The sequence below is a fragment of the Citrobacter sp. Res13-Sevr-PEB04-36 genome (assembly GCF_015672735.1).
In the GTDB taxonomy this organism is placed as follows: Bacteria; Pseudomonadota; Gammaproteobacteria; order Enterobacterales; family Enterobacteriaceae; genus Citrobacter.
The window spans coordinates 83,107-97,859 of sequence record NZ_JADABY010000045.1 but is presented as its reverse complement, the minus strand read 5'-3'; the positions used below and the strand labels follow the sequence as shown (position 1 = coordinate 97,859).

General features: G+C 49.5%; 13 protein-coding genes. 3 read left to right on the top strand and 10 right to left on the bottom strand.

Annotation, left to right across the window (positions count from 1 at the left end; all coding sequences use genetic code 11):
• Position 1 precedes the first annotated feature (1 nt).
• The 7 genes from IMQ48_RS14415 to rfaD are packed head-to-tail and all read right to left on the bottom strand — an operon-like array spanning position 2 to position 7,263.
• A complete protein-coding gene (locus tag IMQ48_RS14415) occupies positions 2–946 on the bottom strand; it encodes a glycosyltransferase family 8 protein (protein WP_196209582.1) in 945 nt (314 codons plus the stop codon).
• Entirely contained in the window at positions 947–2,002 is a 1,056-nt protein-coding gene (gene rfaQ / locus IMQ48_RS14410) for a lipopolysaccharide core heptosyltransferase RfaQ (protein ID WP_196209581.1), read from the bottom strand.
• A gap of 1 nt (position 2,003) precedes the next feature.
• Positions 2,004–3,017 carry a glycosyltransferase family 2 protein gene (locus IMQ48_RS14405; protein WP_196209580.1) on the bottom strand — a complete coding sequence of 338 codons (1,014 nt, stop codon included), beginning with the start codon at positions 3,015–3,017 and terminating at the stop codon, positions 2,004–2,006.
• A gap of 4 nt (positions 3,018–3,021) precedes the next feature.
• Positions 3,022–4,293: an O-antigen ligase gene (locus IMQ48_RS14400; RefSeq protein WP_196209579.1), complete on the bottom strand. Its 1,272-nt coding sequence runs from the start codon at positions 4,291–4,293 to the stop codon at positions 3,022–3,024.
• 16 nt (positions 4,294–4,309) lie between these two features.
• Positions 4,310–5,278 (bottom strand): lipopolysaccharide heptosyltransferase RfaC, encoded by a 969-nt coding sequence (rfaC, locus tag IMQ48_RS14395; protein WP_196209578.1) that lies wholly within the window; start codon positions 5,276–5,278, stop codon positions 4,310–4,312.
• Positions 5,279–5,281: 3 nt separating this feature from the next.
• Entirely contained in the window at positions 5,282–6,328 is a 1,047-nt protein-coding gene (gene rfaF, locus IMQ48_RS14390; protein ID WP_196209577.1) for an ADP-heptose--LPS heptosyltransferase RfaF, read from the bottom strand.
• Between the two features lie 2 nt (positions 6,329–6,330).
• Positions 6,331–7,263, bottom strand: a complete 933-nt coding sequence (gene rfaD, locus IMQ48_RS14385) for an ADP-glyceromanno-heptose 6-epimerase (RefSeq protein WP_196209576.1) — start codon at positions 7,261–7,263, stop codon at positions 6,331–6,333.
• Positions 7,264–7,477: 214 nt separating this feature from the next.
• Here rfaD and kbl point away from each other — a divergent pair, with 214 nt between their 5' ends.
• The 3 genes from kbl (at position 7,478) to IMQ48_RS14370 (ending at position 10,936) form a co-directional block, all read left to right on the top strand.
• Positions 7,478–8,674, top strand: a complete 1,197-nt coding sequence (gene kbl, locus IMQ48_RS14380) for a glycine C-acetyltransferase (RefSeq protein WP_196209575.1) — start codon at positions 7,478–7,480, stop codon at positions 8,672–8,674.
• A gap of 9 nt (positions 8,675–8,683) precedes the next feature.
• Positions 8,684–9,709 (top strand): L-threonine 3-dehydrogenase, encoded by a 1,026-nt coding sequence (gene tdh, locus IMQ48_RS14375; protein WP_153880297.1) that lies wholly within the window; start codon positions 8,684–8,686, stop codon positions 9,707–9,709.
• Between the two features lie 189 nt (positions 9,710–9,898).
• A complete protein-coding gene (locus tag IMQ48_RS14370) occupies positions 9,899–10,936 on the top strand; it encodes a glycosyltransferase (protein ID WP_196209574.1) in 1,038 nt (345 codons plus the stop codon).
• Here the strand turns inward: IMQ48_RS14370 and IMQ48_RS14365 are convergent, their stop codons facing one another.
• The 3 genes from IMQ48_RS14365 to gpmM are packed head-to-tail and all read right to left on the bottom strand — an operon-like array spanning position 10,937 to position 14,710.
• Positions 10,937–11,869: a divergent polysaccharide deacetylase family protein gene (locus IMQ48_RS14365; RefSeq protein WP_196209573.1), complete on the bottom strand. Its 933-nt coding sequence runs from the start codon at positions 11,867–11,869 to the stop codon at positions 10,937–10,939.
• A gap of 3 nt (positions 11,870–11,872) precedes the next feature.
• On the bottom strand, positions 11,873–13,132 hold the full coding sequence (gene envC / locus IMQ48_RS14360) for a murein hydrolase activator EnvC (RefSeq protein ID WP_370551863.1): 1,260 nt from the start codon (positions 13,130–13,132) through the stop codon (positions 11,873–11,875).
• 33 nt (positions 13,133–13,165) lie between these two features.
• Entirely contained in the window at positions 13,166–14,710 is a 1,545-nt protein-coding gene (gene gpmM, locus IMQ48_RS14355; RefSeq protein WP_196209571.1) for a 2,3-bisphosphoglycerate-independent phosphoglycerate mutase, read from the bottom strand.
• Positions 14,711–14,753: the final 43 nt, after the last annotated feature.

Genomic DNA, 14,753 nt, shown 5'->3' with positions numbered 1-14,753 from the left:
TTTAGTGAAATTTCGCTTGAAGATATTTCAGATACCATTTTATTGAAGCGCAGTAATTTCCTTTTTTGGCTTCCTGGCGCGCGTAAACACGATAATCGGTAGGTCTCATACGAGGAGCATAGGAACGCATTTCTGTGTTTCGCCATGGTGTGAAGTGATGGTAAAAAAGATAGAGTTGTTGCGACAACCCTGTATGTTCCTTATACCAAGGTTTCCTTCCACCGGTGAAATGGATAATACGCGGCAGGGTGTTTTTTTGGTAGAAGAAGACATTTTTCTGCTGGTCGGTAAACCAGTTAAACAAAAAATTCCATCTATTATCGATAAATTTTACGTTACCGTCCATTGCGATATTCAGAGCATCTTGATCAAAGTAAGGTAAGGATTTCCCTTCTTCAAATAATACAGTATTTGATTTATGTTCAATGTCGAATTTGAGCCAGTTTGCAATGTTAATGTACAGAAAACCGGCATTGAAATAATGACCAGTACTGAGACCTAAACGTTTAGCGTTTTTGGTGTCATGAATATCGAGTGAGTCATGACTGACGGCACAAATAACATCACTAATATCAATTTTATTAATTTCATTGATTTTATCGAAACACAATGTGTCAGCATCTAAATAGATAAAATGCTCAATTTTATCTTTAAGTAAGCGTGGTACAGCTAGGCGCATATAGGTTGAGCGATTAAGGTGTTTGATAGCAAAATCGCTGTTATATTTTTCAATTTCTTCCTTATCGATATTTATAACCTGAATTTTATCACTGGTTGAACATAGTTTATTAATCTCATCATCAGTGACATCATAAACAAAGACGTAAAATGACAGAGCCTGCTCTGGATTGTTCATTATGACAGATATAATAGATACTGCTACATATTCCAGATAATTGGAATCTGTACAGTAAGCAATATTAATAGTGTTGTTTTTATTATCCATTTATGCTGTCTCATTATCTTTGTCAGTGCCATTATCATGAAGTACCGTATCGATAGCGTCAATTACAGCTTGTTCTGGTATCCATGTTAAATATTTTTTTGATCTGTCTAACTCATCCCTGGAAGGCATTGGATGAAAATCTCCCGCCCAGATCAATACGGCTTTATCTGACCATGGCTGCCATTGTTGATATTTGGTGGCGCCAAACAGACAGACCTGCGGGGTTCCTAATGCAGCAGCCATATGCATCGGTGCTGAATCGACACCAATATAGAGGACTGCATGATCGATTAACGCTGCCAGTTGCAGGAAAGTGGTTTTACCCGCCAGTGTTAGGTCAGGAGCTGATTTACACAGTGCGGCAATTTTCTGCACCTGTTGCTGCTCATTGAGTGCCGGTCCGCAGGTAAGGTACACATGCAGGCCAAGACGATGTAAGTGGTCTATGACATGTGCAAATTTTTCCATATCCCAACATTTGAACTCCTGTCTGGCAGTTGGTTGAATCACAACATATTTTTGTGAGGATAATGATGGGAGCTGTGAAACTAAACGTTGATAATCATCCTGGCGATAATAAAGTCGTATTTCTTTTTTGAGTTCAGTTTCGCTAAAGCCAATACCTTTTAAAATGGATAGGTTTTGTTCAACGATGTGTGTCCCTGTCATTGGTGTGACGCGTGAAAACAGGTTGTTCCACAGTTTTTTTTCACGTTCAAATGCAATGGAGGGACGATGTAGGGAGGCGATAAGCGCACCAATCGGCCATTGCTCGGTCAAGTTTACGATAAGGTCATAACGATTTTTTTTCAGCAGTTGATGCACTGTCAGGTAATTTTTTATAGTTGTCAGTAACCCTTTATTTTTCTCGATGAGATAAAAATCATTGATATCTTTATTCGCAGCTAAGATTGCCTTAGTATCTTTATAAAGAAGCAGGTCTATTTTAGCATGTGGGTATCGGGCCCGAATGCTGGTAATAACAGGTGTGATTAACAGTACATCGCCATAAAATTTTAGCTTGCAGATGAGAATTCTGTCCACTTTATCAAACATGTTAAAAATCCTTTCGAAAAAATAAATTCTTGCAGCCGCTTATTACTTTATAGCGTATCTCAGAAATAGAACGATCAATATGTGGGTATTTCATTTTATAAATGATCTTTTTCTTGATGATTCGTGTATCACAGCTTGCCAGTGCATTATGAATATCATTTAACATGTTTTCATTATAACGATAATAACCTTTTTTCTTACGTAAAATTTTACGTCCTTCCAGAAAACAATTGATGATCATTAATGTGGCAACAGTTCGTTTTGCACTATTTTCATTGACGTATTTATACATTTTACGCATGGCAAAGAAGATACTATCAGCATCGCTATCAATAATGTTCTCGGTAATACTTTTATCGTTTACTCGGTAATAGTAGAGTTTATTCTCAATTTTTAAAATCTTATGGCATTTAAAATATTGGAAAGGACAAAAAATCATGTCTTCATAGCGACGATGTTCTTCAAATCTGTCTTCCCCGATCACATCACGATGAAAAATTTTCGTCATTAAATGCCACTGACCGGCACGAAATGTTGGCAGAAGTGGAGTATAGTTATCGTCTGTTAAAATGATTTCGTGCTGGTCTAGGGTACTTTCCATATCAGAAGTATTCCGATATAGATTTTTTATGTTTCGGGTTAGATTGAATTCGATAATATCATATTCACCGCTCCTTAATTTAGGGAGAAGAATAGAAAAATAATCAGGACAGACAATGTCATCGCTATCCACAAAACCAATATACTTTCCTGTCGCGTGGGCAAGTCCAACATTACGGGTAATTGCAACGCCTTGATTTTTTTGGCGTATATATTTAATGTTTTTGTGGTTTTTTTCGCTATAAAATGCATTAATTTTCTCTTCAGTCGAATCAGTCGAACCATCATTAACAATTATTATCTCCACGTCATCAGTGATACTCTGATGTATAGACGCCAGCGTACCAGTGATGAATTCAGCATTGTTGTATGTAGGTATAATAATGCTCAGTAAATAACCTGAAGCGTTAATCATGACGTCATTCTCTCGTTAGATTCGAGGTTAGCATTGCTGCGATACACAATGCCAACATGCTGCTCAAGGCTTCACCCTTTGCATACAATAATAAATCACTCAAGCCATAGATAGTGATAGTGCCTGAGATGACGAACAACAGAGGACTACGTTGCCAATAAGCTCTTAAAAACATGGCAGTATAAAGCAAGATTAGCACAACAACGCCCTGGATGCCTTTAAGTGAAAAGGTATCAATAACTTCGTTATGCAAATGCACATTGATATATTTGAGAGCACCTTGCAGCGAGGTGTCTTGCAAAGCAAGTTGCTGGATTTTTGTACCTCGTTGTTCAAGTGATTGTCCCCAGATATGCTCTTCCCCTGCATCGATTCCGACTTGTTGCATTGCAAGGCGTGCACCAATTGATGTCTTACTATTATTCTGGCTAAAAGAATGTACATCGACCATAAAATTGTTATAGCGATTTTCAATGACTGATTTTAAGGGGAGCGCTGCAATTCCTACCAATATCACGAAGGCCAAAAGTGCTCTTAATAGCATAGTGTGATTATGACGATAGTGTATGTAAAACAGTCCGATGCTCAGTATCGGATAAACTAAAATTGCTGCCCGGGTCTGCGTCGTGATGATAACCGTTAGCGATATCAAAAAGTGTAATAGATAGAGCGAAACGGTATGCTTTAGGCGTAGGTTAATAATGGCCTGTGATGCTAATAATGCAATAAATGTCAGTGCATAAGCAGTACCCGTCTGGTGCTCAAAGCCGAGAGCAACACGATAATGCAAGGGATTAGGGGCACCTGCTAACTGATAGCCAGCAAAAAGATACAGGCCAATTGCCGTAACAATAACCCAGATACTGGTGAGACGAGTTTTAGTTGCACAGGGTGCCCGCGAAGTTAATGCGGTAAGAACTAGTGCGGCAAAAACCATGACTTTGCCTCCATTCTGATACGAACGGTAGGCGCCAGTAAAGGCAGAGCCGGGCTGCTTAAAGATGTCCACCCAAATAATTTGCACTAAGCCAAAAAGCAACAGCATAAAAGGCAATATCAGATTTTTTTTGTTGCTGAACACATACTTTATATTTTTGCCAATCAACGGCAGAGACAGGGCCGCACATGCAATAAATACCTTCAATGCCTCATCTGGGTTGACGAGCACCATAGCAAGGGTGACAAGGATCCCTGCGTAAAACAGCTGATATATAAAACTAAATGGATTATTTTTTGTATTATCGATAAAGCGAGAAAACATGTTTTGGCGAAGCATGGTTCATCTCTTAAAGTTAAAGCAAATTAATATCAAGCAATGATGCGTTGACAGTGCCGGCTTCCAGATCCTGCAATTTACCGGATTGACTCTGCTGTGTGTATTGATTCTTCCCATACCCACCAATCAGCCCAGGGTCCGTTGGACCATACAGGGTAATGTTCGGGCGATCCAATGCAGCTGTTAAATGGCTCAGCCCAGTATCTACTGACACGACAAATTTTGCCCCCGCCAACACGCTAGCAATCTCTTCCAGACTCATCCGTGGCAGGACATCGACGTAGGAAAAACCCTCTGCCAGCCTTTTGGCACGAGTTTCTTCATGAGGGGCACCCCATGGCAGCTTAATGCGTATTCCTGCGTTATTTAGCAGGCCAATCAGCTCCCGCCAGTTGGCTTCCGGCCAGTGTTTATCATCGCGGGTTGTCGCGTGTAAAAATACCGCATATTGACCAGCATTAGCATTAAGATCGTTCAGGAAATGCTGCGCGATAGCATAATCACCCTGCGACTGCGGTTTGGTATACCCCAGACTTTTCGCAAACAGTTCCCGCGTACGTTCAACAGCATGCTGCTGCCTGGCAATGTGATGCTTACGATTATAAAACAGGCTTGCCAGCGGCTCACGGGCCGTGCTCCAGTCCATACCGTGCTTGATGCCGCGCGCCAGGCGCGTCACTAGCGCGGCACTTTTTACCAGGCCTTGTGCATCAATTATCACGTCATACTGCTGTAAACGAACTGTATCACGAAAGGTTTTACGCTCGGCTTTAATCGGTGCGGAAAACCATGCTTTACGCCAGCGGCGAATCGCGACCGGGATCACCCGGTCAACGGTTGAATGCCAGGACGGGATCTGCGCGAATCCTTCTTCCACCACCCAGTCAAACTGAATTCCTGGAATCGCCTGCTGCGCATCGGTTAGCGCAGGCAACGTATGCAGTACATCGCCCATTGACGATGTTTTAACGATCAGAACCCGCATCCGTCAGGCTTCCTCTTGTAACAACAGGTCGTTCAGTTCTTCCAGAACGCGCTGGGGTGTGATGTCAATCAGGCTCTGATGATAACCCTGCGCTGCATCGCCTTTACGTACTTTGTGATAACCCGTAATCAGGCGGATCACGCGTGCTTTATGGGACAGAGGCGGAGTGAAATCCGGGCTGCTGGGGCCGTACAGGGCGACCAGCGGACGGTTCAGCGCGGCGGCTACGTGCATTAATCCTGAGTCATTGGTGACTACCGCTTTACAGGCGGCGAGAAGAATAACGGCCTGCTCGAGCTGCGTTTCACCCGCCAAGTTACGGCACCATGCCTGCTGTTCGGTGTTGAGCGTAGCCAGAATTTCATTACCGGCTTCATGATCTTTGGCTGAGCCAAACAGCACAATTTGATGACCTTCGTCGATCAGCTGTTTTGCCAGTTCCGCATAGTGATAATGCGGCCAGCGTTTGGCCGGACCAAATTCTGCCCCAGGACAAAAACCGATGATCGGGCGTTCAGCAGAGAGAGAGAACTGGCTACAGGTCAGTGATTTTTCACCTTCGCTGACTTGCAGCTGCGGCCATAACAGCGGCTGCGGTAAATCTTTCGCTGAAAGCATTACGCCTTTATCGTAGGCCAGCGCCACATAGCGCTCGACCATCAGCGGCCAGGCTTCTTTATCCAGCACGCGTGCATCATTGAGCAGCCCGTAGCGCATCTCACCGCGCCAGCCGGTACGATGGGGAATGCCCGCAAAGAACGGCACCAGCGCTGACTTAAATGAGTTCGGCAGCACGTAGGCACGATCGTAGCGTTTTTCACGCAGGCTGTGGCCGAGTTTACGTCGTTCACCGATTTCCAGCGCGCCGTGTCCTAGTGGCATGGCAATCGCATCGTTGACTTCAGGCATGCGCGACAGCAGCGGACGACACCATGCCGGTGCCATCACGTCGATTATCGCCTGGGGATAGCGCGCCTTGAGCGTGCGATAGAGACATTGCGACATCATCATGTCGCCAACCCAGGACGGGCCTATCACCAAAATTTTCATACTTACGCGTCGCGGTTCAGCCAGGCCATATATTCCGTTACGCCTTCGGCTACGGTCTTAAACGGTTTGTCGTAACCAGCTGCGCGCAGGTTAGTCAGATCCGCTTGAGTAAACGCCTGGTAGCGGCCTTTCAGTTTTTCCGGGAACGGAATGTACTCAATGCTGCCTTTTTTATGGTACGCCAGCGTAGCGTCCGCCACGGCCTGGAATGATTCCGCGCGACCGGTACCGAGGTTAAAGATACCGGATACACCGTTTTCCAGGAACCACAGGTTAACTGCGGCAACATCGCCGACATAGACGAAGTCACGTTTGAAGTTTTCGCTACCTTCAAACAGTTTTGGTGTTTCGCCATTGTTGAGCTGGGTATTGAGATGGAAAGCCACGCTTGCCATGCTGCCTTTGTGGCCTTCACGCGGTCCGTAGACGTTGAAATAGCGGAAGCCAACAATCTGCGAATCCGCTTCAGGCAGGATCTGACGAACGTATTCATCAAACAGGAATTTTGAGTAACCATAGACGTTCAGAGGCTTCTCATATTCACGGGATTCGATGAAGTCAGAAGTGCGACCGCCGTAAGTGGCTGCAGAAGAGGCGTACAGGAACGGAATCTCTCGCTCCAGGCAGTAGTGCAGCAGCTCTTTGGAGTATTGATAGTTATTGTCCATCATATACTTGCCATCCCACTCGGTGGTGGATGAGCATGCGCCTTCGTGGAAAATCGCCTCGATATCGCCGAGTTCTTCTCCGGCCATAATCTGGATTAGGAAGTCTTCCTTGTCCATGTAGTCAGCAATATTCAGATCCACCAGGTTGACAAACTTGGTGCCGTCTTTCAGGTTGTCCACCACCAGAATATCGGTGATGCCTTTATCATTCAGGGACTTAACGATGTTGCTGCCGATAAAGCCCGCGCCGCCGGTAACGATGATCATAAATGTAACCTTCGAATTATGGAGTCAGAGACAATCTCAGACACGAATACTTCTATCATATCACTACATGGCCCAGGCTTCAGCCATTCACCGATAAGCCGTGCGGGTACACGTGATTTATGCTTCATTTTGAAGAAGTGATGACGCGTCATCTCGTATCAATGTATAGCTTTGGGTAATATGTGCTGAAATTTGCCCAGTCTGGAGAATTGCAATGCGTGGGAATTTTTACAAGCAGTTAACGAATGACCTGGAAACCGCACGTGCGGAAGGGTTGTTTAAAGAAGAGCGCATTATTACGTCTGCGCAGCAGGCGGATATCACCGTGGCAGACGGAAGCCATGTGATTAACTTTTGTGCGAACAACTATCTGGGACTGGCTAACCACCCGGAACTGATCGCAGCAGCAAAAGCGGGTATGGATTCTCACGGGTTTGGTATGGCTTCGGTGCGCTTTATCTGCGGTACCCAGGACAGCCATAAGCAGCTGGAGCAAAAACTGGCGGCATTCCTCGGTATGGAAGATGCCATTCTTTACTCTTCCTGTTTTGACGCCAACGGCGGCCTGTTCGAAACGCTGCTGGGTGCAGAAGATGCGATTATCTCCGATGCCCTGAACCACGCCTCTATCATTGACGGTGTTCGTTTGTGTAAAGCGAAGCGTTTCCGTTACGCCAACAACGATATGCAGGAACTGGAAGCGCGTCTGAAAGAAGCGCGTGAAGCTGGGGTGCGTCACGTGCTGATCGCCACCGACGGCGTGTTCTCGATGGACGGCGTGATTGCCAACCTGAAAGGCGTCTGCGACCTGGCGGATAAGTACGATGCACTGGTGATGGTTGATGATTCCCATGCGGTGGGTTTTGTCGGCGAAAACGGCCGCGGTTCCCATGAATACTGTGACGTGATGGGGCGTGTCGACATCATTACCGGTACGCTGGGTAAAGCACTGGGCGGCGCGTCTGGTGGTTATACCGCAGCGCGTAAAGAAGTGGTGGAGTGGCTGCGTCAGCGTTCCCGTCCGTACCTGTTCTCCAACTCGCTGGCTCCGGCGATTGTGGCGGCGTCCATTAAGGTGCTGGAAATGGTTGAGTCCGGCCATGACCTGCGCGATCGCCTGTGGGCAAACGCCCGACAGTTCCGTGAGCAAATGTCCGCCGCTGGCTTTACCCTGGCCGGTGCCGATCACGCGATTATTCCGGTGATGCTGGGCGATGCGGTGATTGCGCAGGACTTTGCCCGTGAACTGCAAAAAGAAGGGATTTACGTTACCGGGTTCTTCTATCCGGTGGTTCCAAAAGGCCAGGCGCGTATCCGTACCCAGATGTCTGCGGCGCATACCCCTGAGCAGATTACGCGTGCTGTTGACGCGTTCACACGCATAGGTAAACAACTGGGCGTTATTGCCTGAGGATGTGAAATGAAAGCGTTATCCAAACTGAAAGCGGAAGAGGGCATTTGGATGACCGACGTTCCTGAACCGGAAGTCGGCCATAACGATTTGCTGATTAAAATCCGTAAAACAGCCATCTGCGGGACTGACGTTCACATTTATAACTGGGATGAATGGTCGCAAAAAACCATCCCGGTTCCGATGGTAGTGGGTCATGAGTATGTCGGCGAAGTGGTCGGCATTGGCCAGGAAGTGAAAGGTTTTAAAATCGGCGATCGCGTTTCGGGTGAAGGCCACATTACCTGTGGGCATTGCCGTAACTGCCGTGGTGGGCGTACCCACCTGTGTCGCAATACGACCGGTGTCGGCGTAAACCGTCCGGGTTGTTTTGCGGAATACCTGGTGATCCCGGCGTTCAACGCGTTCAAGATCCCGGACAATATCTCCGATGATTTAGCCTCAATCTTCGATCCATTCGGTAATGCGGTACATACGGCACTGTCGTTCGATCTGGTCGGAGAAGATGTGCTGGTTTCCGGTGCGGGTCCTATCGGGATTATGGCGGCAGCGGTCGCGAAACACGTTGGCGCACGCCATGTGGTGATTACCGATGTTAATGAGTATCGCCTTGAGCTGGCGCGTAAAATGGGTATCACTCGCGCGGTAAACGTAGCGAAAGAGAACCTGACCGACGTAATGGCTGAGCTGGGCATGACCGAAGGCTTTGATGTGGGTCTGGAGATGTCAGGCGCACCGCCAGCGTTCCGTGCCATGCTGGACACCATGAACCATGGCGGGCGTATTGCCATGTTGGGTATTCCACCTTCAGATATGTCCGTCGACTGGACGAAAGTAATCTTTAAGGGTCTGTTTATTAAAGGTATCTATGGTCGCGAGATGTTTGAAACCTGGTACAAGATGGCTGCACTGATCCAGTCTGGTCTGGATTTGTCGCCGATCATTACCCATCGGTTCTCCATTGATGAGTTCCAGCAAGGCTTTGACGCAATGCGTTCAGGCCAGTCAGGGAAAGTGATCCTGAGCTGGGATTAACCGTTTCTGATTAGTGGGTTCTGCATGTCGTCCCCGGATATTTATTATCATTAATTATCCGGGGATTTTTTTGCGCGATCCCACTTGTCCGGCGCATTTTAGGTCAAAGATATGATTCATTTTCTCTGATCTTCTGCCGCTTAATATGCTAAAAATTGCCGTTAATTATATTGTTTGGCAGGATTTTATATGACCTATACCCCTGGCCTATTGAGCGTCATTATGCCGCTTTACAATACGGGTGAACCGTTCATTGCATGTATGGATTCGCTGATCGCGCAAACCTGGAAAAATCTGGAGATCATCATCGTAAATGATGGCTCTACGGATAACTCGGCGGAGCTTGCTCAGGCATATGCGGATCGTTATCCACACGTCCATCTGCTGCACCAGCGCAATGGGGGCGTCTCGGCGGCGCGAAATACCGGTATGGCGGTAGCAAAGGGTGAGTACATCGCTTACGTCGATGGTGACGACATTGCCTATCCGGAAATGTACGAAACATTGATGAATATGGCGCTGCAGGACAATCTGGACGTTGCCCAGTGCAACGCCGACTGGTGCATTGCGGAAACGGGTCATACCTGGGCATCCATTCCCACCGATCGTATTCGTTCCACCGACGTCATGACCGGGCCGGACTGGCTGCGAAAAGCACTTGCCAGCCGTCGCTGGCGGCATGTGGTCTGGATGGGGGTTTACCGGCATCAAACCATCCGCGACGCCGGGCTAACCTTTCTTTCCGGACTGCACCACCAGGATATTATCTGGACGACGGAGTTTATGTTTAACGCTAAACGCGCGCGTTACACGGAAGTTCCGCTGTACAAATATTTCCTGCATGGCGCCTCCGTCAGTCGCCTGCCGCGTACCGGGGAAAAGAATCTGGCCTACCAACGCCACTACATCAAAATCACCCGCCTGCTGGATAAGATGAATCATGATTACGCCGGGCGCATTCCGATTTATCCTGAATTCAAACAGCAGGTGATTTACGAAGCGTTGCGCGTGTGCCATTGCATCCGCAAAGAGCCAGACGAAAAGATCCGCCAGCGCATGATTGCCGAGGTGTTTGTATCGGGTATGTTTAAGCGGATGGTGAGCAATATTTGCAGCGTTAAGCTGGGTTATCAGGTGCTGTTGTGGGCCATCCGGTTTAGCAAGTGGCGCGATAAATCACTGACGCCGCGCCGTCTGGCCCATGTCACGCTGGGTCTGAAAGACTGATTACGACCAGCCCTGCCACTGCAGGCGCATATACTGTACCAGCGTGCTTTGGGTAATGCTCTCACCGAGCACGCTAAAGAATCGGCTGGCATAGACCGGTTCTAGCGGTTGCTTCGGTTTGCACAGTGTCACCCCGCGGAAAGGATTACGCGGCGCATCAGGCGTGCCGTTTTTCGGCGGCGTCAGATTTGGCGTAGAGGTATCTACCTGTGGTTCATTGAGCAGGCTGCTCGGGCGAACCAGCGTAATGTCGGCGGGCAGGTTATAAACCATCTGCTGCAATACGCGTACCGTCGAAGGATGAGGGTGCCCAATCGCGATGGCGGAACCGTTGCGGCGCGCCAGTTCGACCGCGCGGTTAAACTGACGGCGAATGTCCGCTTCGTTTTGTGTGTCGTCGAGGAAGACTTTGCGTTTTATGACTTTCACGCCCGTTCCTCCTGCCGCACGCATGGACTGGCTGTTACCGATGGTCATACTGTCCAGGAAATAAAGATCGTACCGTTCCAGTGCCTGCATCACTTTCTGCATGCCAAACAGGCTGGAGGTCATCGCGCTGCCCATATGGTTGTTAAGCCCGACGGCATACGGCACTTTGCTTACCGCATCGCGAATAATCCGCTCAATCTCGTCGCTGCTCATCTCCGGGCGCAGGGTATCTTTCTCTAGCGGCTGTTTGCTGAGAGGCGCCATCGGCAGATGGATTAAGACTTCATGTCCGCTGTTATGCGCTTTGGTCGCCATCTCCCGTGCATGTGGCGCATTGGGCAGAACGGCAACGGAGATCGCAGCAGGCATCGCCAGCACCTGATTCTCGTTGTGCGGACGGTAACCGAAATCGTCGATCACGATGGCAAGCTTACCGGCAAAAACAGAGGGAGCGAATGCCAGCAGGCTGGCGAGTGAGAATATTATGCGGCGAAACTGAGGCAAAACTTATCTTCCCAACCACGGCTGTGGATTGACCGCCTGACCCTGGCGACGAATTTCGAAATAGAGTGCGGGTCTGCCCTGACCGCCGCTGCTACCCACCAGGGCAATCGGCTGTCCGGCACGCACCTGCGTACCTACGCTGACCAGCGCGCTTTGGTTATAGCCGTACAGGCTCATATCGCCTTTACCGTGCTCAACCACGACCACCAGACCATAACCCTGAAGCCAGTCGGCCAGAATAACGCGGCCGTCGGCAATGGCTTTCACTTCGGTGCCTTCAGATGCGCCAATGACCATCCCTTTCCAACGTAGCTCACCTTGCAGTTGTTCGCCATAGCGATGCAGCGTTGGGCCACGGACGGGCCAGAATGCCTGGCCGCGCGGCGAACCTAACCCCCCGGTACGGGACATCAGGGATTTTTCGTTTTCGGTCGGCTTGTAGGTCGACCCTTTTCGCGTGGCTTCCTGCTGTTTATCGCGTACGGCCTGCGCTTCGCGAGCTTCACGTTCAGCGCGCGCTTTGGCGGCGGCCTCGGCCCGCGCAAGGCTGTTGCGCAGACGGGATTCGTTGGCGCGCAGTTCGCTGAGTTGCTGCTGACCCTGCTGAATGGAGGACTCCAGCCCTGCGAGCGTTTTTTGGCGCTCGTTACGCGCTTGTTCCAGCTTGGCCTGTTGAGCGCGCTGCTCGTACAGCAGCGTTTGCTGCTCACTCTGTTTATCTTCCAGCTCGGCTTTCTGCGAATCGACCTCTTCGCGGGTTTGCTTCAACTGGGCGATGGTTTCCTGCCGTGCCTGGTTCAGGTAGCCAAAATAGGCCTGCAGGCGCTGCCCGCGCTGGCTCTCTTCACCGCTGAGGATTAACTGAATGCCGGTGTGCTTACCCTGACGAAACGCGGCGTCCAGCTGGGCGGCCAGGCTGCGTTCCTGCGCTGCTCGCTGCTTTTCCAGCTTCGCGAGGGCGGCATTCATTTCAGCGATTTGTGCATTCAGCTGTGCCAGGGAATTTTGCGTTTCGCGCAACTGTCGTGCCGCAACGGCGATGGCCTGTTCCTGGGCTTTAAGCTGAGCGAGGAGGGTGGAGCGTTGCTGTTGTTGCTGGCGTACCGCGCGTTCTTTTGCCGCGATATCGGCCTGAATAGATTTGAGCTGGTCGCGTTCGTCCGCGTGGGCGGAAAAGGCGCACAACAATACGCCAGCGCTAATCACGCTGGCGTATAACAAGGGCCTGACTGAAAACCTGCGCGGTTTTGCGGCCCATGTGATGGTATTAATCGCCTTTCCCCTCATGGGGAGGGATTATTCCACGATGAACAGCGGCTTACCAGTCATCTCTTGCGGGATTTCCATGCCCATCAGCGTCAGCATGGTCGGGGCGATATCGGAAAGTTTACCGCCATCGACAGCTTTGACGTTTTTACCACCGACATAAATCAGCGGAACCGGCAGGTTGGTATGTGCGGTATGTGCTTGACCGGTAGACGGATCGCGCATTTGCTCAGCGTTACCGTGGTCTGCTGTGATCAGCAATTGGCCGCCAACGGACTCAACCGCTTTGGCCACTTGCTCAACGCAGTGATCCAGCGCTTCAACCGCTTTAACTGCTGCGTCCATCACTCCAGTATGACCGACCATGTCGCCGTTCGGGTAGTTACAGATGATGGTGTCGTATTTCCCGCTCTCAATCGCGGCAACCAGCTTCTCGGTCAGCTCAGCAGAGCTCATTTCTGGCTGCAGATCATAGGTGGCCACTTTCGGCGAGTTGATCAGGATGCGGTCTTCACCCTTGAACGGCTCTTCTACGCCACCGTTGAAGAAGAAGGTCACGTGCGCATATTTTTCAGTTTCGGAAATACGCAGCTGGGTTTTGTCGTGCTTCGCCATCCACTCGCCGAGGGTATTCGCCAGAGACGTTGGTGGGTAAGCTACCGCTGTTTTGATGTCGGCCGCGTATTCGGTCAACTGTACAAAGTTGAGGTTAACCACTTTCTTACGCGCGAAGCCATCGAAGTCAGCGTTCACAAACGCGCGGGTGATTTCACGCGCACGGTCAGCACGGAAGTTCATGAAAATCAGCGTATCGCCGTCTTCCATTGCGGCATCGGCCTGGCCTTCTGCGCGGATCACGGTCGCTTTTACGAATTCGTCGTTTTCATCACGAGCATAAGCGGCCTGCAGACCTGCTACTGCGGTGTCAGCCTGGAATTCACCCTGGGCCAGCGTCATCAGGTCATACGCCTGTTCAACGCGATCCCAACGGTTGTCGCGGTCCATGGCGTAGTAACGACCAATAATGGACGCAACGCGACCTTTGCCCAGTGCGGCAAATTTTTCTTCGAATTTTTGCAGCGATTTTTCAGCGCTGCGCGGTGGGGTGTCACGGCCATCGAGGAAAGCGTGCAGATAGATTTTTTCTGCGCCGCGTTCTGCCGCCAGCTCAACCATCGCCAGGATGTGATCTTCGTGGCTGTGTACGCCGCCCGCAGACAGCAGACCCATGATGTGTACTGCTTTGCCGCTATTTTTCGCCTGGTCGACCGCATCGGTCAGTACCGGGTTAGTGAAGAAAGTCCGTTCTTTAATTTCAACATCCAGACGGGTCAGGTCCTGATACACGATACGGCCCGCGCCCAGGTTGACGTGACCCACTTCGGAGTTGCCCATCTGGCGGTCAGGCAGGCCGACTTCCAGACCAGATGCGTCAATCAGAGTATGTGGACGTTTGGCCCACAGAGCATCCATAACCGGGGTTTTAGCATTAAAAATGGCGTTATCCTGGCTGTCTTCGCGATAGCCATAGCCATCCAGAATCACCAGTACCATAGGTTTTTTAGAAACCGACATTGCGACAACCTCACACTTAATAGATAAAAAATAATTGCGTAAT